General features: G+C 72.3%; 18 protein-coding genes and 1 pseudogene. 8 read left to right on the top strand and 11 right to left on the bottom strand.

Going from position 1 to position 20,065, the window contains the following annotated elements:
- From ACFU97_RS45245 to ACFU97_RS45230, 4 genes are all read right to left on the bottom strand, one after another.
- Nucleotides 1–605: FAD-dependent oxidoreductase (locus ACFU97_RS45245; RefSeq protein WP_384268937.1), on the bottom strand; the 605-nt coding region annotated here is incomplete at its 3' end.
- A 245-nt stretch (nucleotides 606–850) separates the two neighbouring features.
- Nucleotides 851–2,377: a leucyl aminopeptidase gene (locus ACFU97_RS45240; RefSeq protein ID WP_384268935.1), complete on the bottom strand. Its 1,527-nt coding sequence runs from the start codon at nucleotides 2,375–2,377 to the stop codon at nucleotides 851–853.
- Between the two features lie 142 nt (nucleotides 2,378–2,519).
- Nucleotides 2,520–3,131 (bottom strand): RDD family protein, encoded by a 612-nt coding sequence (locus tag ACFU97_RS45235; protein ID WP_384268933.1) that lies wholly within the window; start codon nucleotides 3,129–3,131, stop codon nucleotides 2,520–2,522.
- 44 nt (nucleotides 3,132–3,175) lie between these two features.
- Nucleotides 3,176–3,970, bottom strand: a complete 795-nt coding sequence (locus ACFU97_RS45230) for an adenosylcobinamide-GDP ribazoletransferase (RefSeq protein WP_384268931.1) — start codon at nucleotides 3,968–3,970, stop codon at nucleotides 3,176–3,178.
- A gap of 60 nt (nucleotides 3,971–4,030) precedes the next feature.
- Between ACFU97_RS45230 and ACFU97_RS45225 the strand changes: the two genes are divergently transcribed.
- Nucleotides 4,031–4,792 carry a hypothetical protein gene (locus ACFU97_RS45225; RefSeq protein ID WP_384268929.1) on the top strand — a complete coding sequence of 254 codons (762 nt, stop codon included), beginning with the start codon at nucleotides 4,031–4,033 and terminating at the stop codon, nucleotides 4,790–4,792.
- 167 nt (nucleotides 4,793–4,959) lie between these two features.
- Here ACFU97_RS45225 and ACFU97_RS45220 read toward each other — a convergent pair.
- The 3 genes and pseudogenes from ACFU97_RS45220 to cobT all read right to left on the bottom strand — a co-directional run.
- Nucleotides 4,960–5,613: pseudogene (locus ACFU97_RS45220) on the bottom strand (hypothetical protein); the annotation flags it as partial.
- A 10-nt stretch (nucleotides 5,614–5,623) separates the two neighbouring features.
- Entirely contained in the window at nucleotides 5,624–7,360 is a 1,737-nt protein-coding gene (locus ACFU97_RS45215) for a phosphatidylglycerol lysyltransferase domain-containing protein (protein ID WP_384268928.1), read from the bottom strand.
- Nucleotides 7,361–7,456: 96 nt separating this feature from the next.
- Nucleotides 7,457–8,551 (bottom strand): nicotinate-nucleotide--dimethylbenzimidazole phosphoribosyltransferase, encoded by a 1,095-nt coding sequence (gene cobT, locus ACFU97_RS45210; protein WP_384268925.1) that lies wholly within the window; start codon nucleotides 8,549–8,551, stop codon nucleotides 7,457–7,459.
- A 138-nt stretch (nucleotides 8,552–8,689) separates the two neighbouring features.
- Here cobT and ACFU97_RS45205 point away from each other — a divergent pair, with 138 nt between their 5' ends.
- Nucleotides 8,690–9,223: a methyltransferase domain-containing protein gene (locus ACFU97_RS45205; protein WP_384268923.1), complete on the top strand. Its 534-nt coding sequence runs from the start codon at nucleotides 8,690–8,692 to the stop codon at nucleotides 9,221–9,223.
- Here ACFU97_RS45205 and ACFU97_RS45200 read toward each other — a convergent pair.
- A complete protein-coding gene (locus tag ACFU97_RS45200; RefSeq protein ID WP_384268921.1) occupies nucleotides 9,212–10,414 on the bottom strand; it encodes a bifunctional adenosylcobinamide kinase/adenosylcobinamide-phosphate guanylyltransferase in 1,203 nt (400 codons plus the stop codon). The genes ACFU97_RS45205 and ACFU97_RS45200 overlap by 12 nt on opposite strands.
- 115 nt (nucleotides 10,415–10,529) lie before the next feature.
- Between ACFU97_RS45200 and ACFU97_RS45195 the strand changes: the two genes are divergently transcribed.
- The gene (locus ACFU97_RS45195; RefSeq protein WP_384268919.1) at nucleotides 10,530–10,742 is read left to right on the top strand and encodes a hypothetical protein; all 213 of its coding nucleotides are present in this window, start codon (nucleotides 10,530–10,532) and stop codon (nucleotides 10,740–10,742) included.
- Between the two features lie 60 nt (nucleotides 10,743–10,802).
- Here the strand turns inward: ACFU97_RS45195 and ACFU97_RS45190 are convergent, their stop codons facing one another.
- The 3 genes from ACFU97_RS45190 to ACFU97_RS45180 all read right to left on the bottom strand — a co-directional run bounded on the left by ACFU97_RS45190 (nucleotide 10,803) and on the right by ACFU97_RS45180 (nucleotide 13,396).
- A complete protein-coding gene (locus ACFU97_RS45190; protein WP_384268918.1) occupies nucleotides 10,803–11,882 on the bottom strand; it encodes a S1C family serine protease in 1,080 nt (359 codons plus the stop codon).
- Nucleotides 11,883–11,939: 57 nt separating this feature from the next.
- Nucleotides 11,940–12,641: a methyltransferase domain-containing protein gene (locus tag ACFU97_RS45185; RefSeq protein ID WP_384268916.1), complete on the bottom strand. Its 702-nt coding sequence runs from the start codon at nucleotides 12,639–12,641 to the stop codon at nucleotides 11,940–11,942.
- Between the two features lie 83 nt (nucleotides 12,642–12,724).
- On the bottom strand, nucleotides 12,725–13,396 hold the full coding sequence (locus tag ACFU97_RS45180; RefSeq protein WP_384268914.1) for a DUF3043 domain-containing protein: 672 nt from the start codon (nucleotides 13,394–13,396) through the stop codon (nucleotides 12,725–12,727).
- Nucleotides 13,397–13,624: 228 nt separating this feature from the next.
- Here ACFU97_RS45180 and ACFU97_RS45175 point away from each other — a divergent pair, with 228 nt between their 5' ends.
- The 5 genes from ACFU97_RS45175 to ACFU97_RS45155 form a co-directional block, all read left to right on the top strand.
- Nucleotides 13,625–14,395 carry a PspA/IM30 family protein gene (locus ACFU97_RS45175; protein WP_384268938.1) on the top strand — a complete coding sequence of 257 codons (771 nt, stop codon included), beginning with the start codon at nucleotides 13,625–13,627 and terminating at the stop codon, nucleotides 14,393–14,395.
- A 22-nt stretch (nucleotides 14,396–14,417) separates the two neighbouring features.
- On the top strand, nucleotides 14,418–14,705 hold the full coding sequence (locus ACFU97_RS45170) for a hypothetical protein (RefSeq protein ID WP_384268913.1): 288 nt from the start codon (nucleotides 14,418–14,420) through the stop codon (nucleotides 14,703–14,705).
- An 83-nt stretch (nucleotides 14,706–14,788) separates the two neighbouring features.
- Nucleotides 14,789–16,009, top strand: coding sequence for a sensor histidine kinase (locus ACFU97_RS45165; protein WP_384268911.1), 1,221 nt, complete (start codon nucleotides 14,789–14,791; stop codon nucleotides 16,007–16,009).
- A gap of 112 nt (nucleotides 16,010–16,121) precedes the next feature.
- Nucleotides 16,122–16,808, top strand: a complete 687-nt coding sequence (locus tag ACFU97_RS45160) for a response regulator (RefSeq protein WP_384268909.1) — start codon at nucleotides 16,122–16,124, stop codon at nucleotides 16,806–16,808.
- 158 nt (nucleotides 16,809–16,966) lie between these two features.
- Nucleotides 16,967–20,065 (top strand): efflux RND transporter permease subunit (locus tag ACFU97_RS45155; protein WP_384268907.1); only part of this gene is annotated, 3,099 nt, incomplete at its 3' end.

The following is a 20,065-nucleotide window of genomic DNA, read 5'->3' as shown; positions in this document are numbered from 1 at the left end:
TCGATGACGGTGACGTCCGCGCCGAAGGACTTCCAGGCGGAGGCGAACTCGACGCCGATGACGCCGCCGCCCAGGATGATCGCGGACTTCGGCACGCGGTCCAGGACGAGGGCGTGGTCCGAGGAGATGATGCGGTTGCCGTCGATCTCCAGGCCCGGCAGCGACTTCGGCACGGAACCGGTCGCAAGCAGCACGTGGCGGCCCTGGACGCGACGGCCGTTCACGTCGACGGAGGTGGGGGACGACAGCCGCCCCTCACCCTCGATGTACGTCACCTTGCGGGAGGCGATGAGTCCCTGCAGGCCCTTGTAGAGCCCGGAGATGACGCCGTCCTTGTACTTGTGGACGGCGGGGACGTCGATGCCCTCGAAGGTGGCCTTGACGCCGAACTGCTCGCTCTCGCGGGCCTGGTCGGCGATCTCGCCCGCGTGCAGCAGGGCCTTGGTGGGGATGCACCCACGGTGCAGGCAGGTACCGCCGACCTTGTCCTTCTCGATCAGGGCGACGTCCAGGCCCAGCTGCGCCCCGCGCAGGGCCGCGGCGTAACCACCGCTACCACCGCCGAGGATCACTAGGTCGAAAACGGTGCTGGCGTCGTTCGCCACGTCACGTCCTCCATGCATGTGCGCCGTACGCCGGTCAGCAGTGACCGGTCGGCGGCTGGTGTCCGGCCGCTCTTTCTTCGGCCCTGTGGTGGGGGCCCTGTCCTGCCGTGGCCCATCTTCGCACTTGTCGGAGGTGAACGAGACGCCGGGCCGGTGTGTGAGACGTCCCACGTTCACTTGAGCACCCGCCGGAAAAAGGGGGCTCCGCCCTACCCGCGCGCGGAGCCCCCTCACTCATTTCTGCATCAGCCCAGGTCGCCCGACGCGGTCAGCTCCGCGAGCCGGACCAGGGTCCGCACCGCGGTGCCCGTGCCGCCCTTGGGGGTGTAGCCGAACGGGCCGCCCTCGTTGAAGGCCGGGCCCGCGATGTCCAGGTGCGCCCAGGTGATGCCCTCGCCGACGAACTCGCGCAGGAAGAGGCCCGCGACGAGGCCGCCGCCCATCCGCTCGCCCATGTTGGCGATGTCGGCGGTGGGGGAGTCCATGCCCTTGCGCAGGTGCTCCGGCAGCGGCATCGGCCAGGCCGGCTCGCCGACCTCCTCGGCCGCCTCGTGCACCGCGGAGCGGAACGCGTCGTCGTTGGCCATGATCCCGAACGTCCGGCTGCCCAGCGCCAGCATCATCGCGCCGGTGAGGGTCGCGACGTCCACGATGGCGTCCGGCTTCTCCTGGGAGGCGGCCCACAGCGCGTCCGCGAGGACCAGCCGGCCCTCGGCGTCGGTGTTGAGGACCTCGACCGTCTTGCCGCTGTACATGCGCAGCACGTCACCCGGCCGGGTCGCGGAGCCCGACGGCATGTTCTCGGCGAGCGCCAGCCAGCCGGTGACGTTGACGTCCAGGCCCAGACGGGCGGCGGCGACCACGGCGGCGAAGACGGCGGCCGCCCCGCTCATGTCGCACTTCATCGTCTCGTTGTGGCCGGCCGGCTTCAGCGAGATGCCGCCCGAGTCGTAGGTGATGCCCTTGCCGACGAACGCGAGGTGCTTCTTCGCCCTGGAGGGGGTGTACGACAGCTTCACCAGTCGCGGCCCCGAGGCGGAACCGGCGCCGACGCCGAGGATGCCGCCGTAGCCGCCCTTCTCCAGCGCCTTGACGTCGAGCACCTGCACCTTGATGCCGTGCTCCTTGGCCGCGGCCAGCGCCACGGCGGCGAACGCCTCCGGGTTGAGGTCGTTCGGCGGGGTGTTGATGAGGTCGCGGGCGCGGTTGAGCTCCTCGGCGACGGCGACGGCGCGCTGGACGGCGGCCTTGTGCTCCTTGTCGCGGGGCTTGGCGCCGAGCAGCGCGGCCTCGGCGAGCGGGGCCTTGCCGTTCTTGGCGTCCTTGCCGTTCTCCTTGTAGGCGTCGAAGGAGTACGCGCCGAGCAGCACGCCCTCGCCGATCGCGCACACGTCGGCGGCGTCGCCGACGGGCAGGGCGAAGGCGGCCTTCTTGGCGCCGGTGAGGGCACGTGCGGCCGAGCCCGCGGCCTTGCGCAGAGCCTCGGCGTCGAAGGCTGCCTGCGCGTCCTTGTCGGGCTCCTGGCCGAGGCCCACCGCCACCACGAGCGGGGCCTTGAAGCCGGAGGGCGCGGGCAGCTTCGTCACCTCGCCCTCGGCGCCGGACGCGCCGAGGGTCTCCAGGACGCCGGCGAGCCTGCCGTCGTAGGCCTTGTCCACGGCCTCGGCGCCCGGCGCCACGACCGGGCCCTTCGCGCCCTTGGCCACACCGATCACGATCGCGTCGGCCCGAAGACCGGGCGCCGCGGCGGTGCTGAGAGTGAGAGCAGTCACGGTGGTGAAATCTCGCTTCCGATGTGAAGTTCCTGTGGTCGATCGGTGTGGGTCGACCGGGCCCGACGGCCGACCCTAGGTCCGACCTCAGGGTGCGGCCTCAGCGGGGCCTTCCCCGGTGCGGCGAACACTCGGGACGAGACTACGCGCGTGCGCGCGCTCGCTCATTCCTGGCGCCTCCGGTTCCGATCCCGAGGCCGGTGACCGCGGTGCCGGCCAGGCGGTCGGCGAGCGAGCGGCGGGTGGGGGAGAAGACCGGGAGCGCGTTCAGGAAGAAGACGGCGACGGCCAGCGCCCACACCGCGACCGACAGCAGGAACTCGCCCTCCAGGAGCAGCACGCAGGCGACGGCGTAGACGGCGATGTCGGCGGCCGTGGTGACGGCGGCGCGCACGGCGGCCCGGCGCGGCAGGCTCGGCGTGACCTTCAGGCCGAGCAGCCCCTTGCCGACGGTGCGCCCGGCGAGGGAGAGGCAGGCCCACTGGTAGAGGAAGGTGACGACGATCAGCAGGCCGAAGGCCTCCTCCACGTAGAGCACCGCCTTGTCCCACAGCGACACCCCGAAGCCCTCGGAGGCTCCGATCACGTCGCCGCGCGAGGTGAGCAGGTCCAGGCCGCCGCGGGTGGCGAGTTCGGGCACGTCGGCGACGAGCGCGGAGATGCGGTGGAAGGTGAGCACGGCCAGTGCGGCGGCGAGCGCCAGCACCAGTGCGAAGTCGATGAACCAGGCCGTGGCACGGCGAAGCTTCGGCACGAACGTCCCCCGATCGATCCCCTGTGTCCGTACGGCCGACGAGACTACTGCCCCAGTGACAGCACCAGGAGGCAAACGGTCGCCGCCGTCTCGGCCAGCCCGCCGAACACATCGCCGGTGACCCCGCCGAAGCGGCGCGTGCAGTGGCGCAGGAGGAGTTCGGCGGCTAGCAGCGCGACGCCGGCCGCGACCGCCGTGCGGACGATGTCGTACGGGCCGAGGAGTGCGCCCGCGGCGGCGGCCGCGCCGGTGACGAGGACCGCCGTGAGCACCGCCGGCCGGACCGGCACCACGCCGGCCACCGCCGCGCCCAGGCCCTCGGGGCGGGCGGCCGGCACGCCGGCGCGGGCGGCCAGGGTCAGCGCGAGGCGGGCGACCGTGGCCGAGACGGCGGCCGCGAGCGCGCCGCGGCCCCACGAGCCGCCGTAGGCCTGGGCCAGGGCGGCGACCTGGGCGAGCAGCACGAGGACGAGGGTGATCACGCCGAAGGGGCCGATGTCCGACTGCTTCATGATGCGCAGCGCGTCCTCGGCGCGCTTGCCGCTGCCGAGGCCGTCGGCGGTGTCCGCGAGCCCGTCCAGGTGCAGGCCGCGGGTGAGGGCGGCGGGCACCGCGACGGAGGCGACGGCGGCGACCAGGGCGCTCGCGCCCAGCGCCAGCAGTGCCACGCCCACCAGGGCCGCGCAGCCGCCCACGACGGCTCCGGCGAGCGGGGCGCAGATCATGCCGCCGCGGGCCGCGGACCGGTCCCAGCGGGTCACCGGGACGGGCAGCACGGTGAGCGTGCCGAAGGCGAAGCGGAGGCCGTCCGGCCAGGGCGTCTTGGTGGGTTCGGGCACCGGCGCAGGTTACCCGGCAGTTGACAGGAGGGTGGCGACGGGTCTGGATACAGTGCGCATATGGGACATTGGCTCCAGCGCAACATCATCGAGCCGGGCAAGTTGCCGTTGCTGCTCGCGCTCACCGCGTTCGTGCTGACGTTCCTGGTCACCCGGGTCGTCACACGCCTGATCCGGGCGGGCAAGGGCCCCTTCGGCAACGTCAAGGCGGGTGGTGTGCACATCCACCACGTGGTGCCCGGCGTCGTCCTGACCATCCTCGGCGGCTTCGGCGCGGTGACCAGCAGCCGGTACGGCTTCGGCGCCGCCGCGTTCGCGGTCGTCTTCGGCGTCGGGGCGGGGCTCGTCCTCGACGAGTTCGCGCTGATCCTGCACCTCGACGACGTCTACTGGAGCGAGGAGGGCCGCAAGAGCGTGGAGATGGTCGTCCTGACGGCGGCCCTGGTCGGCCTGATGCTCGCGGGCTTCTCGCCGTTCGGCGTCAACGACATGACGTCCCAGGAACTGCAGGACCGCGGCAGCGTGATCTCGACCGTGGTCATCAACTTCCTGTTCTCGCTGGCCGTGCTGAGCAAGGGCAAGGCGCGGATGGCGATCTTCAGCGTCATCGTCCCGTTCATCGGCCTGATCGGCATCGTCCGCCTGGCCCGGCCCACCTCCCCCTGGGCCAGGCGCTTCTACCGACGGCGCCCTAAGGCCCGCGCCAAGTCCCTGCTGCGCGCCTACCACCACGACCGCCGCTGGCTGGGCCCGCGCCGCAGGTTCCAGGACTTCCTCGGCGGGAAGCCGGACCCGGCACCGGGGCGCGTGCTGAGCCGGTGACGGTGCTCGTGGCGCCGCGCCGGGGTTTCGGGACCGGCGCGGTGGCGGGCCGGGTGCCCGGCCGGTGACGAGGATCGGGTGCGGCCGCCGCCGCACTCGCGGCCGGTCCGGACCCGCCGCAGCAGCCGCGTCCGCCGCAGCCCCGCCCCCACCCCGCTGCGCACCGGACCCCGGTGGCGTTGCCAGGACCTCGGCAGCGCACAGAGCAGGGCCACCACCGCGATCGCCGCCAGGTGCTCCTTGCCGGCCAGGTTGCCCTTCAGCATGACCTCGACCGCCATCGCGGCCGTCACGGCGCCGGCCGTGGTGTAGGCGCCGTAGCGCCGGCCGAGGAGGACGGCCAGGCCCACCACCGCCGCCGACGGGCCCGTGTCGACCACGGCGGCGTCCGAGTGCGGCAGGCCCAGGGGGTGGTCGAAGCCGAGCCGGATGCCGACGCGCGCGTAGAGCGTGCCGGCGAGGGTGGCGGCGTAGGCGACGGCGAGGGTGAGGCGGCGGCCCAGGCAGAGTTCCGCGATGCCGAACACCAGGAGGATCTGGACGAGCGCGCCCCAGACGGGAAGGTCCAGGGCCGGGACGAACAGGGAGAGCGGGGTGCGCAGCAGGGCCAGCCACAAAGGGTCCTCGGCGCGCACCGCGCCGATGTTCTGCACGAACCGAAAGCCCCAGGACTGGTTCTGGACCAGCTGCATGAGAGCCGTCAGCAGTACCGCCCCGAGCGTCGCCGGGACCGCCCGCCAGCGCCGCTCCAGCAGCGGCGCGCGCGCCGTGACGTACAGGAGTCCCCATTCGGCACGGGCCCAGCGGCCGAGGGCTCTCACGCGGTGGTCCTCATCGGTGCGTCTCCAGATGCCTGCGGTGCAGCCACTTGGGCAGCCCCGGCGCCTCCAGGAACCCCTCCGCCCGTGCCGACGCGATGCCGATGCGCGGCAGGTCCGCGCTCTTCTCGAACAGCAGGAACCGCGGCTCCCAGATGGGCCGGTACTTGGCGTTGGCGCGGTACAGCGACTCGATCTGCCACCAGCGCGAGAAGAAGCTGAGCAGCGAGCGCCACAGCCTGAGCACGGGCCCGGCACCGAGACGCGCCCCGCGTTCGAAGACCGACCGGAACATGGCGAAGTTGAGCGAGACCTGGGTGATGCCGATGTCCCGGGCGCGGCGCAGGAGTTCGAGCACCATGAACTCCATCAGCCCGTTCTCGGAGTCCCGGTCGCGCCGCATGAGGTCCAGCGAGAGACCGTGCGGACCCCACGGCACGAAGGACAGCACCGCCCGCAACTCGCCCGTCCCGTCGGTGCATTCGAGCATCACGCACCGGCCGTCCTCGGGGTCCCCGAGCCGCCCCAGCGCCATGCTGAACCCGCGCTCGGTGGCCCCGTCGCGCCAGTCGTCCGCCCGCTGGAGCAGATACGCCATCTCGTCGGCCGGGATCTCCTCGTGCCGCCGGATCCGCACGCCGTACCCGGCCCGCTTCACCCGGTTGTAGGCCTGCCGCACGGTGCGCATCGCGCGCCCCTCCAGCGTGAACTCGGCGACCTCCACGATCGCCTCGTCGCCCAGCTCCAGCGCGTTCAGGCCGTGCCGGGTGTACACGGTCCCGGCCTCCTCGCTCGCCCCCATCACGGCCGGGATCCACCCGTGCGCCCGCGCCTGCGCGAGCCACGGCTCGATGGCTCCGGGCCACGCCTCGGGGTCGCCGATGGGATCACCCGAGGCCAGCGACACACCCCCGACGACGCGGTACGCCACCGCCGCCTTGCCGGTCGGCGACCACACCACGCTCTTCTCCCGCCGCAGCGCGAAGTACCCGAGCGAGTCCCGCTCCCCCTGCCGCTCCAGCAGCTCCCGCAGCCGCTTCTCGTCGTCCTCGGTGAGCGGGTCGACGGCACGCCGGGAGCGGAAGGCGGCGTAGAAGACGGCGAGGACGAGGACCGTGCTGAGGACGTTGATGGCGACGTTGACCCAGTTCGGCGCGTCCACGCCGGGGAAGCGGGACTCGTCGACGGCGATGGAGACCAGCCGGAAGGTGCCGTAGCGCCAGCGCTCCAGGAACGTCGAACGGGCCGCGTCCGGCGCCTGGTTGGTGAGCGTCACCAGCAGCCCCGCCAAGAGCGAGGCGGCCAGCGTGCCGCCCACCGCTACCGCGGCGGCGAGCCGCGGGTTGGAGCGGTCGCCCTTGGCGTAGAACTCCCGCCGTCCGACCAGCAGGGCGGCGACGAAGGCGGCGGTGAGGACGAGCGAGACCCAGTTCTGGGGGTACTGCCGGATCTCGGGGAACACCATCGCGAAGCCGAACAGGCCGAGGAACGGGCCCGCCAGCGCGAGGTTGAGGATCCATGCGGCGCGCTTGCGGCGCCGCATGGTGACGGCGAGGAAGGCCGTGAACACCCCGGAGGCGAAGCCCGCGGTCAGCAGGTAGGGCGTGAAGAAGTTCTCCTGGTTGTGCCGCCGCACGTCCTGCCCCAGCGACACCCACACGGCACTGAGAAAGTTGACGAACGCGACGGCCCGCAAATACCAGACGGCGAATGCGGCGGACCGCCTCGAGGCAATTCGGGCATCTCCCATGAGAGAGGATCATATGGGCGATGCCCTGATGAACCCGTCCATCTTTGGTCGCCGGTCGGTCGACTTTCGGCCCTGCCGCGATGCCTGACCGCTCTCCTACACCTCGGTCTCCGCGCCCTTCTTCTCCTCGTCCTCGACCGGGAGCTCCGGCTTCTCCGGCAGCTCCGCGGCGAGCGCCGCCGCGGCCTGGACGAGAGGCAGCGCGAGCAGGGCGCCCGCGCCCTCGCCCACGGTCACCCCGTGCGACAGCAGCGGCTCCAGTGCCATGCGGTCCAGGGCCTTGGCCTGTCCCGGCTCCCCGCTGTCGTGCGCGGCCAGCCACCAGTCCGGCGCCCGGAACGCGACCCGCTGCGCCACCAGCGCACAGGCGGCCGCCACGACCCCGTCCAGGATCACCGGCGTCTTGCGCACCGCGCTCTGCAGCAGGAAGCCGGTCATCGCGGCCAGATCCGCGCCGCCCACCGCCGTGAGCAACTGCAACTGGTCGCCCAGCACGGGCCGCGCCCGGCGCAGCGCGTCCCGGATCGCCGCGCACTTGCGCATCCACGCCAGGTCGTCGATGGCGAGCCCGCCGCGTCCGGTGACCACCGAGGCGTCGGTCCCGCACAGCGCGGCGATCAGCACGCCGGCCACTGTCGTCCCGCCCACGCTCACATCGCCGAGCACCACCAGGTCCGTACCGGAGTCGGCCTCCTCGTCGGCCACCGCGATCCCGGCGCGGAACGCCGCCTCGGCCTCCTCGGCCGTCAGCGCGTCCTCGATGTCGATACGCCCGCTGCCGCGCCGCACCCGGTGCCGCACGACCTCGTCGGGCAGGCTCTCGGGGTCGCAGTCCAGGGCCATGTCGACGACGCGCACCGGCACACCGAGCCTGCGGGCGAGCACGGACACCGGACGGCCGCCCTCCAGGATCTCCCGCACCAGCGCGCCGGCGCTGCCCGCCGGCCGTGCCGACACGCCCAGTTCGGCGACTCCGTGGTCACCGGCGAAGAGCACCACCCGCGGCCGTTCGATCGGCCGCACCGGCACGGCGGACTGCGCGGCGGACAGCCACTCACCCAGGTCGTCGAGGCGGCCCAGCGATCCGGGCGGCACGATCTGGCGCTCCCTGCGCGCCTCGGCGTCGCGCCGCACCCCGCCGTCCGGGCGCTCGATCAGATCGGTGAAGTCGTCGAGATTAAGCGAGCTCATTCGCCGAACAGTACCGGCACCGGTCGAACACGACAGCGCCCCAGGGGCACCACGCGTACTCGACGTCGTTGCCCCCGCGATCTTGATCCCATACGTTCCACTTTGCAGTGGATTGTCGTACGTCTTCCGGGAGCCGCCATGAACAGCCTGCGCACCCGCCTCAGCGCCGTCGAGCGGCACAGACGCCACCGTTCGGCGGCCCGCGCGATCCACCGGCTGCTGCCCGAGCCGGAGAGCTGGCTGGACGTCGGCACGGGCGAGGCCCACTTCCCCGAGGCGGCACGCAAACTCTTCCCCTACACCTCCATCGACGGCCTCGACCCGGGCCCGCGCGTGGCGTACGCCCGCCATCTGGAGCGCATCGAGGAGGCGTACGCGGGCCATGTGACGGACCGGCACATCACGGCGATCCTGCGCGGCCGCTACGACGTCGTCACCCTCCTCGACCGCCGCTCGCCCGTCCCGGATCCGCGCACCGAACTCCCCGCCGCCCTCACGCTCCTGCGCCCCGGCGGCCTCCTCCTGGTGGAGGCCGCCGCGCAGGAGTCGTACGAGCTGCGCCGCCGGCTGGAGGAACGGGACTGCACGATCGTGGCCGCGAGCCGGCACGTCCTGGACCGGCTCCCGTACACGTACCGGATCATCGCGCGCCGGACCGTGTCAGCCGCGTAGCACCAGCGCCTGGCCCGCCACCACCAGCACCACGTGCTCGCACTCGCCGGCGAACGCGGCGTTCAGGCGCCCGAGTTCGTCCCGGTAGCGCCGCCCGGACGGGGTGGCCGGCACGATGCCCGAACCCACCTCGTTCGACACGGCCACCACGGTCCGCCGGGTGGCGCGCACCGCCCGCGTCAGCTCCCGCACCCGCTCCCGCAGCGCGCGCTCGCCGCCGTCCGCCCACTGCGCGTCGTCCCACGCCCCGGCGGAGTCCATCGCGTCCGTCAGCCACAGGGACAGACAGTCGATCAGCAGCGGTGGCCCGTCCTGCTTCAGCAGCGGCACCAGGTCGCAGGTCTCCTCCGTGCGCCAGGACCCGGGGCGCCGCTCCCGGTGGAGGGCGACCCGTGCGGTCCACTCGGTGTCGCCGCCCCGGGTGCCGCCCGTCGCCACGTACAGCACGTCGGGGAAGGCCTCCAGGCGCCGTTCGGCCTCCACGGACTTCCCCGACCGGGCGCCGCCCAGCACCAGCGTCCGCCGCGGTACGTCGGGCACGTCCTCGTACACCCCCACCGTCAGGGTCGTCCCGTCCGGCACGGCTCGGGACCCCGCGGCGGCGAGCCGGCGCGCCAACTCGCGCCCCGGCGGCACGTCGTGGTCCAGGTGGACGGCGACGACGTCCGTGGTCGGGCCGAGCGCCCCCACCGCCCGCAGCCTGGCCAGCGCGTCGGGGCGCCCCACGACGTCGACGAGCACCATGTCGTACGACGGGACCGGCCCGTTCTCCAGCCCGGCCGGTGCGCCGCCGGGCGGCAGGTACAGCAGCCGCTGCCCGTTCGGCCCGGTCACCGCGTACCCGGTGCCCGGCGCGTCCATCGCCACCGCCCGCACCCGATGACCCGTCAGCAGCGCCAACTCCTGCCCGTCCGGCACCCGTCCGGGGTGCGGCAGCCCCGCGGGCACCTCGACCGGCGGCCCGTCGTGCGGATGCGAGAGCAGCACCTGCCGTACGCCGCCCAGCGAATGGCCCGACCGCGCGGCCGCGAACGCGGCACCCGGCGTCAGGTCGAGCAGCAGCGTCCCGTCCACGAGCACGGCGGTCGCCGCCCGCGCGGCACCGCCGAGCGCGGTCGCGCAGGCGGCGCAGGGACAGTCGGGGCGGGGCAGGCCCGCGGGGGCACCGGTGCCGAGCAGAGTCACTTCCACGACAGTGATTTTCGCGTGTCTGCGCAGGTGCTGCCCGTCCGACTAGTCTTCTGGGCAGGAGCCGGACCAAGATCCGGCTTCTGCTCTGCAGGTGCCCCAGACACGGGAGGCGTACATGGCGGCATGGACGTGGCGTTTCGAGAAGGCGGACGGGGCTGAGGTCCAGCCCGCGGTGCAGCCCGAGGAGTTCACCACGCAGGGAGACGCCGAGTCCTGGATCGGGGAGCACTGGAAGGCCCTTCAGGAAGGCGGCGCCGACCAGGTGCGGCTGTTCGAGGACTCCGCGGAGATCTACGGGCCGATGAGCCTGCACGCCGAGGAGGCGTAGGCGCTACGGGGGAGGAGGGGCGGCCGGCATCCGGCCGCCCTTTTCCCTGCCCGCGCGGCCCTACTGCTCGCCCAGCGTCACGTCCGCCTTCTTCTGCTGGCCGTTGCGCGTGTACGTCACCGTCGTCCTGTCGCCCGGCTTCTCCGCGGCCAGCGCCTCGGTCAGCGAGGTGATCGTGGTGATGTCCGTGTCGCCCAGCCGGGTGATGACGTCCCCGGCCTGAAGACCGGCCTTGTCGGCCGCCCCGCCGCTCTTCACCTCGACCACCGCGACGCCGGCGGGCTGGAGCTGCTCGTCGACGACCGTACGGCCCGTGATGTTGAGCGCGGCCCGGCCCGAGTCGGTGACCTTGCCGTCCTTGATGATCTGGTCGGCGAGCGTCTTCACCAGCGACGAGGGGATCGCGAACCCGATGCCGGGCGCCGCGCTGTTGCCGAGGTTCGGGTCGATGGCGGCGAGTGTCGGAATGCCGATGACCTGCCCGTCCAGGTTGACCAGGGCGCCGCCGCTGTTGCCCGGGTTGATGGCCGCCGACGTCTGGATCATGTTCCCGATCGTCGCGCCCGTACCGCCGCCCGAGGCGTTCTCGGTGACGGTCCGTCCGGTCGCCGACACGATGCCCTGCGTCACGCTGGACGACAGCCCGAGCGGCGAGCCCATCGCCAGCACGATCTGCCCGACCTGCACCTTCGAGGAGTCCGCGAAGGTGGCCGGCTTCAGCCCCTTCGGCATCGTGTCCAGCTTGATGACGGCGAGGTCCTGCGCGGGATAGGCGTAGACGAGCCGGGCGGTGAGCGTGTCCTCGCTGTTCGCGGTCGTCACCTGCAGCGTCTTCTGGTCCCCGACGACGTGCGCGTTCGTGACGACGTGTCCCTGGTCGTCGTAGACGATCCCCGAGCCCAGGTCGTTGGCCGCCTGGATCTGCACCACCGACGGCAGGACGTCCTTGATCACCTTCTGGTAGTCGCTCTGCAGGTCCTCGCCCGACATGGGGACGGCGGCCTGCGCGGCCCGGGTGGTCGACCGCTCCTTCCCGCCCTGGGACGCGGAACCGGAGCAGCCCGCGACGAGCACGAGGGAACAGCACAGCGCGGCGGCCGAGACGAGCAGCCGGACGGCAGGAGTACGGGAAACGTCCATGCCCCGAGTCTCACTTCGGGCCGGTCGCCCGGCTCGCGGTGCACGCCCGAATGGGGCTCAGCCGCGCACCCCGCACAGGTGCAGCAGCGCCGCCACCCCGCGGTAGGGATCGGTCCGCCCGGCCCGTTCCTCGGCCGCGAGCAGGGTCTCCAGGTCGTCCGGGAGCTCGGCCCCGTCCGCCGCGGTGTCCGTGAACACCCGCACGCCGTACCAGGCGTGCAGGGGCGCGGCGATCCCGGCGAGCGTGGCCGTCAGCGTCTTCAGCCGGTCGGCCCGCACGTCGAGGCCCAGCCGGTTGGTGTAGGACACCGTGTCGAAGGCGGCGAGCGCGGCCGGCCAGTCGCCGGCCAGCCCCGGCCGCATCGCCAGCGCGTCCGCGTTGCGCACGAGCAGCGACAGCAGCCCGCCGTGGGCCAGCATGCGCGCCAGCCCGGCCAGCAGCGGGTCCGGCTCCTCGACGTACATCAGTACGCCGTGGCACAGGACCACGTCGAAGCTGCCCGGCAGGAAGTGCACGCCGGTGTCCCGGCCGTCTCCCTCGATGATCCGCATCCGCTCCCGGATGCCCTCGGGCTCACCGGCGAGTGCCTCGCGCGCGACCGCGACCATCGTGGCGTCCTGCTCCAGGCCGGTCACCTGATGCCCGGCGCGCGCCAGGCGCAGTGCCTGCGTGCCCTGGCCCATGCCGACGTCGAGCACCCGCAGCCGCTGCCCGACCGGGAACCGCGCCGAGATCTGCTCGTCGAGCTGCCGGGCCACCAGCTGCTGGCGTACGACATCCCGCAGCCCGCCCAGCTTGCTCAGCCAGGCATCCGCCGCGCCCCCGGAGAAAGATGTCGTGCTCAGGGCCGCTCTCCGCGCTTGACCTGCGGCTTCGGCAGCCGGAGGCGACGCATCTGCAGCGAGCGCATCAGGGCGTAGCGGGTGGCGCCCTTCGTGTTCTGGTCCGGGAAGCGCGCGGCGAGCGCCTTCCGCAGCCGCACGGCGCTGACGATCGCGTCGAGCACGATCAGCACGATCACGATGAGCCACAGCAGCAGCGCGATGTTCTGCAGCGCGGGCACCCGGACGATGCTCAGCACGAGGATGACCACGGCCATGGGCAGGAAGAACTCCGCCACGTTGAACCGCGAGTCGATCCAGTCGCGCGCCAACTTGCGGACCGGGCCCTTGTCGCGGGCCGGCAGGTACCGCTCGTCACCGCCCGCCAGCGCCTGACGCTGCCGCTCCAGCGCGGCCCGGCGGTCCGAGCGCTGGCGCTTGGCGGCGTCCTTGCGGGTCATCGAGGTGTTGGCGACGCTGCGGCGCTGGGACTGGGCCTCACTGCGCTTGGGCGTGGGCCGACCCTTCGGGGCCTGCGGGTCTCTGGGCTGCTTGGAGTCGGTCACGGACACCTTGGCGGTGCTGACCTTCTCTTCCTTGGCACGGCTACGGAACACAAAACCCAAGGGTACGGGGTGGCCGGGGTTGGACCCCAGCCCCGCGGGGAACGATCCGGCAACACCAGTCGTCATGTAAGGGACAGAGGGGACGTTGCGCACGTTGCTTCCCTGGGGGTCCACCTACTCCCTACGCCGGATCGGGATCGGCGGCAGTCGTCCTTGCGGATGAGCGCATCCGTCCCCGAACAGTGCGTCAATGGATGCAGGGCCCGTACTGTGGGTTCTGTCGCAGAGCTGGAGCCGGAGTCGGTCAGAAGGGGGCGCGCGAAGCCCATGAGCGGTGTCATGAAGCGTATGGGGATGATCTTCCGCGCGAAGGCGAACAAGGCCCTTGACCGGGCCGAGGACCCGCGCGAAACCCTCGATTACTCGTACCAGAAGCAGCTCGAGCTGCTCCAGAAGGTGCGCCGGGGTGTGGCGGACGTGGCCACGTCCCGCAAGCGGCTGGAACTCCAGCTGAACCAGCTGCAGTCGCAGTCGTCCAAGCTGGAGGACCAGGGCCGCAAGGCGCTGGCGCTGGGCCGTGAGGACCTGGCCCGCGAGGCGCTGTCGCGCCGCGCCGCACTCCAGCAGCAGGTCACCGACCTGGAGACGCAGCACGCGACGCTGCAGGGCGAGGAGGAGAAGCTCACCCTGGCGGCCCAGCGGCTGCAGGCCAAGGTCGACGCCTTCCGCACCAAGAAGGAGACGATCAAGGCCACGTACACGGCGGCCCAGGCCCAGACCCGCATCGGCGAGGCGTTCTCCGGCATCTCCGAGGAGATGGGCGACGTCGGCCTCGCGATCCAGCGCGCCGAGGACAAGACGGCGCAGCTCCAGGCCCGCGCCGGCGCCATCGACGAACTGCTCGCCTCGGGCGCCCTGGACGACCAGTCCGGCATGCACAAGGACGAGATCCAGGCCGAGCTGGACCGGATCTCCGGTGGTAGTGATGTAGAGCTGGAACTGCAGCGCATGAAGGCCGAGCTGGCCGGCGGCTCGAGCTCGCAGCAGCAGGCCATCGAGGGCGGCACCGGTCAGGGACAGTCCCAGCAGCAGCCGACGGACACCCCACGCTTCGACAAGCAGTAGGGGCCACGCCTAGGAGGCCGACATGGGCGACAGGATCGTGCGGATCATGGGGGAGGGGCAGGTGAGGCTGGCCGAGAGCCACCTCACCGAACTCAACAAGCTCGACGACGAACTCCTCAGGGAGATGGAGAACGGCGACGGTCCCGGCTTCCGCCGCACCCTGCAGGCCCTCCTCACCAAGGTCCGCGAGCTCGGCGCCCCCCTCCCCGACGACTCGCTGGAACCGTCCGACCTGATCCTGCCGTCCCCGGACGCCACCTTGGAGGAGGTCCGGGAACTGCTGAGCGACGACGGGCTGATCCCCGGCTGACCGGGGGCGCCCGCCTCCGTGACGGTCACCGCAAGCTGCGGCCACTGGTTCCCGCGCCGAGGACACCCCCGTACTGTCAAGGCGTGAGCACACTCGACCGCACCAGACGCCGGCTCAAGGCCCATCCGCTGGCACTGGACGCGGCCCTCGCGGCCGGGGTGCTCGCCTGCATGGTGGCCGGTTCCTTCGTGGACCCGAACGGCAGGAGCGGCGGCGAGTGGGCCATCCGCAGCCCCGACCCGCTCGCCCTGGTCCTGATGACCCTCGGCGCCCTCGCCCTGGTCTTCCGCCGCCGCGCTCCGCGGACGGTTCTCGCCCTCACCGGCACCTTCTCGGTCGTCGAGAGCGTCGTCGACGACCCCAGGGCACCGGTCGCCATGTCCGCGGTCGTCGCGCTGTTCACCGTCGCCGCCACCACCGACCGCCCCACCACCTGGCGCCTGGGTCTGCTGACGATGACCGTGCTCACCGGCGCCGCCATGCTCGCCGGCCCGCTGCCCTGGTACGCCCAGGAGAATCTCGCCATCTTCGCCTGGACCGGCATCGGGGCCACCGCCGGCGACGCCGTCCGCAGCCGCCGCGCCGTCGTCAAGGCCATCCGCGAGCGGGCCGAGCGCGCGGAACGCACCCGCGAGGAGGAGGCCCGCCGCCGCGTCGCCGAGGAGCGCCTGCGCATCGCCCGCGACCTGCACGACGTCGTCGCCCACCACATCGCCCTGGTCAACGTGCAGGCCGGCGTCGCGGCACACGTCATGGACAAGCGGCCCGACCAGGCCAAGGAGGCCCTCGCCCACGTCCGCGAGGCCAGCCGCTCCGCGCTCAACGAACTCCGCGCCACCGTCGGCCTGCTGCGCCAGTCCGGCGATCCCGAGGCCCCGACCGAACCGGCCCCCGGCCTGGACCGCCTCGACGAGCTCGTCGGCACCTTCCGCAGCGCGGGCCTGCACGTCGACGTCGCCCGCGCCGACCAGGGCACCAGCCTGCCCGCCGCCGTCGGCCTGGCCGCCTACCGCGTCATCCAGGAAGCCCTCACCAACGTGCAGAAGCACGCGGGCACGGAGGCCAAGGCCGAGGTCAGCGTGGTCCGCGTGGGCCCGAACGTGGAGATCACCGTCCTCGACAACGGCGCCGCCGAGGACGACGAGCCGGTGAGCGGCGGCGGCCACGGCCTGCTCGGCATGCGCGAGCGCGTCACCGCCCTGCGCGGCACCCTCACCACCGGCCCCCGCTACGGCGGCGGCTTCCGCGTCCATGCGATCCTTCCGGTCAAGACCCGCTCCCGCGCCGCGGAAGACGCCGTATGACCCACCGCCGTACAGCCCGGCGCCGTACGACCCGCCGTCGTACCACCGGCCTCCGTACGGGCCGCCGGACGCCCGCCGCCCCGCACCCCGCGACCCCTGCGAAGGACCCCGCATGACGACCATCCGTGTCCTGCTCGCCGACGACCAGGCCCTGCTGCGCAGCGCGTTCCGTGTGCTCGTCGACTCCGAGCCCGACATGGAGGTGGTCGGCGAGGCGTCCGACGGCGCGGAGGCGGTGCGGCTCGCCAAGGAGCAGCGCGCCGACGTCGTCCTGATGGACATCCGGATGCCCGGCACCGACGGGCTCGCCGCCACCCGCATGATCAGCGCGGACCCCTCCCTCGCCCAGGTCCGCGTGGTGATCCTGACGACCTTCGAGGTCGACGACTACGTGGTCCAGTCCCTGCGCGCCGGCGCCTCCGGCTTCCTCGGCAAGGGCAGCGAGCCGGACGAGCTGCTGAGCGCCATCCGCGTCGCCGCCGGCGGCGAGGCCCTGCTCTCCCCGGCCGCCACCAAGGGCCTGATCGCCCGCTTCCTCGCCCAGGGCGACTCGGCCGACGACGGCCGTGACCCGGCCCGCTCCGAACGGCTCGGCACGCTCACCGTCCGTGAGCGCGAGGTCCTGGTCCAGGTCGCCGGCGGTCACTCCAACGACGAGATCGCCGAACGGCTCGAGGTCAGCCCGCTCACCGTGAAGACGCACGTCAACCGGGCCATGGCCAAGCTGGGCGCGCGCGACCGGGCCCAGCTGGTGGTGATCGCGTACGAGTCCGGGCTGGTACGTCCGAGGGTGGAGTGAGCTCAACCCTGCGTACTGCACCCGGAGTATGCGCCGTATAAGGAAATGGACCTGGGGCCTACGGATCACCGCACGGCGATGACTCAGGGTTGAGGAGCGGGCGCCCCTTCGTGCGCCGCTCCTGCCTCCCGCCGCTCATCGAAGAGAGACCCTCACCCATGTCCTGGCTGTCCAGGTTCAGCCTCGCGCAACGGGCGCTGATCGGGCTGATGTCCATCATCGCCCTCGCCTTCGGGGCGATAGCGATACCCCAGCTCAAGCAGCAGTTGCTGCCCTCCATCGAACTGCCCATGGTGTCCGTGCTCGCGCCCTACCAGGGCGCCTCCCCGGACGTGGTGGAGAAGCAGGTCGTGGAGCCCATCGAGGACAACCTCGAGGCCGTCGACGGCATCTCGGGCGTCACCTCCAAGGCCAGTGAGGGCAACGCCGTGATCATGGCGTCCTTCGCCTACGGCAACGACACCAAGCAGCTCGTCGCCGATGTGCAGCAGGCGGTCAACCGGGCCCGCGTCCGGCTCCCGGACGATGTCGACCCGCAGGTCGTGGCCGGCTCCACCGACGACATGCCGACCGTGGTCCTCGCCGTCACCTCCGGCAAGGACCAGCAGGCCCTCGCCGACCAGCTGGACAAGACCGTCGTGCCGGGCCTGAAGGACATCGACGGCGTCGGCCAGGTCACCGTCGACGGCGTACGGGACCTGCAGGTCTCCGTCACCCCCGACGACCGCGAGCTGGCGGCCGCCGGACTGAGCGCGCAGGCCCTGGCGCAGTCCCTGCAGGCGGGCGGCGCGACCGTCCCCGCGGGCTCCTTCGACGAGGACGGGCACAACCGCACCGTCCAGGTCGGCGGCGGTTTCACCTCGCTGGAGCAGATCAGGGACCTGATGGTCACCGGCGGGGCCGGCAAGAAGCCCGTGCGCCTCGGGGACGTCGCCACGGTGAGGCAGGAGCAGGCCGCGGCCGACTCCATCACCCGCACCGACGGCAAGCCGTCCCTCGCCGTGATGGTCACCATGGACCACGACGGCAGCGCGGTCGCCATCTCCAAGGCGGTGCAGGACAGGCTCCCGGGCCTGAGCAAGGACCTGGGCTCCGACTCGAAGATCACCGTCGTCAGCGACCAGGGCCCGGCGGTCTCCAAGGCCATCAGCGGCCTGACCACCGAGGGCGGGCTCGGCCTGCTCTTCGCGGTCCTCGTCATCCTGGTCTTCCTCGCGTCCGTCCGCTCGACGCTCGTCACCGCGGTGAGCATCCCGCTCTCGGTCGTGCTGGCCCTGATCGTGCTGTGGACGCGGGACCTCTCGCTCAACATGCTGACGCTGGGCGCCCTGACCATCGCCATCGGCCGGGTCGTCGACGACTCGATCGTGGTCCTGGAGAACATCAAGCGGCACCTCGGCTACGGCGAGGAGCGCCGGGAGGCCATCCTCAAGGCGGTCCGCGAGGTCGCCGGCGCGGTCACCTCCTCCACCCTCACCACGGTCGCCGTGTTCCTGCCGATCGGCCTGGTCGGCGGCATGGTGGGCGAGCTGTTCGGCTCGTTCAGCATCACGGTGACGGCGGCCCTGCTGGCGTCGCTGCTGGTCTCGCTGACGGTCGTGCCGGTGCTCTCGTACTGGTTCCTGCGCGCCCCGAAGGGCACGCCCGAGGACGCCGACGAGACTCGCCGCAGGGCCGAGGAGAAGGAGGCGAAAAGCAGGCTCCAGCGCTTCTACGTCCCCGTCCTGCGCTTCGCCACCCGCCGCCGCCTGACCAGCGTGCTGCTCGCGGTGGTGGTCCTGGTCGGAACCTTCGGCATGGCGCCGCTGCTGAAGACCAACTTCTTCGACCAGGGCGACCAGGAAGTCCTCACCGTCAAGCAGGAGTTGAGGCCCGGCACGAGCATGGCGGCCACCGACGCCTCGGCGCGGAAGGTCGAGAAGCTGCTCGCCGGGGTCGAGGGCGTCAAGGACTACCAGGTCACGGTCGGCTCGTCCGGCTTCATGGCGGCCTTCGGCGGCGGCACGGACACCAACCAGGCGTCGTACCAGGTGATGCTGGACGACAAGGCGTCGTACCAGGACGTGCAGGACGACATCGAGTCGGGCCTGAGGAAGCTCTCCGGCATCGGCACGACCACCGTGTCGGCCGGTGACGGGTTCGGCAACCAGGACCTGAGCGTCGTCGTGAAGGCGGCCGACCCGGCCGTGCTGAGCCGGGCGTCGGAGCAGGTGCGGTCGGCCGTGGCGGGCCTCGACCATGTCACCGACGTCAGCAGCGACCTCTCGCAGAGCGTGCCGCGGATCTCGGTCAGGGCCAACTCCAGGGCCGCCGCGGCCGGCTTCAGCGACCAGACCCTGGGCGCGGCCGTCGCCGAGGCGGTCAAGGGCACCACCGCCGCCAAGGCGGTCCTGGACGACACCGAGCGCGACGTCGTCATCCGCTCGGCGCAGCCCGCGACGACCCTGGACCAGCTGAAGAAGCTCCGGCTCGGCCCGGTGAGGCTCGGCGACATCGCCACGGTGAAGGTGGTCGACGGACCGGTGTCGATGACCCGCATCGACGGCCGCCGGGCCGCCACCGTCACCGCGAAGCCGACCGGTGACAACACCGGCGCGGTCAGCACCAAGCTCCAGGCCGAGATCAAGGCCCTGAAGCTCCCCGCGGGCGCCACGGCCGAGATCGGCGGTGTCACCTCCGACCAGGACGACGCGTTCAAGAACCTGGGCCTGGCGATGCTGGCGGCGATCGCGATCGTCTTCATGCTGCTGGTCGCGACCTTCCGCTCGCTGGCCCAGCCGCTGATCCTGCTGGTCTCCATCCCGTTCGCGGCGACGGGCGCGATCGGCCTGCTGGTCGCCACCGGCACCCCGATGGGCGTCCCGGCGATGATCGGCATGCTGATGCTCATCGGCATCGTGGTGACGAACGCGATCGTGCTGATCGACCTGATCAACCAGTACCGCAAGCAGGGGCACGGCGTCGTCGAGGCCGTGATCGAGGGCGGCCGCCACCGGCTGCGCCCGATCCTCATGACGGCCCTGGCGACGATCTTCGCGCTGCTCCCGATGGCCCTCGGCGTCACCGGCGAGGGCGGCTTCATCGCCCAGCCGCTCGCCGTGGTCGTCATCGGCGGCCTGATCACGTCGACGCTGCTGACCCTGCTCCTCGTCCCGACGCTCTACGCGATGCTCGAGCTCCGCAAGGAGCGCCGCGCGAAGAAGCGCGCGGCGAAGAGGCAGGCGAGGACGCAGACGCCGGGGACGCCGGAGAAGGAG

The sequence above is a fragment of the Streptomyces sp. NPDC057616 genome, assembly GCF_042800575.1.
Classification (GTDB): Bacteria; Actinomycetota; Actinomycetes; order Streptomycetales; family Streptomycetaceae; genus Streptomyces.
The sequence above is the reverse complement of the archived record's forward strand: the minus strand, read 5'-3'. Positions and strand labels throughout refer to the sequence as shown.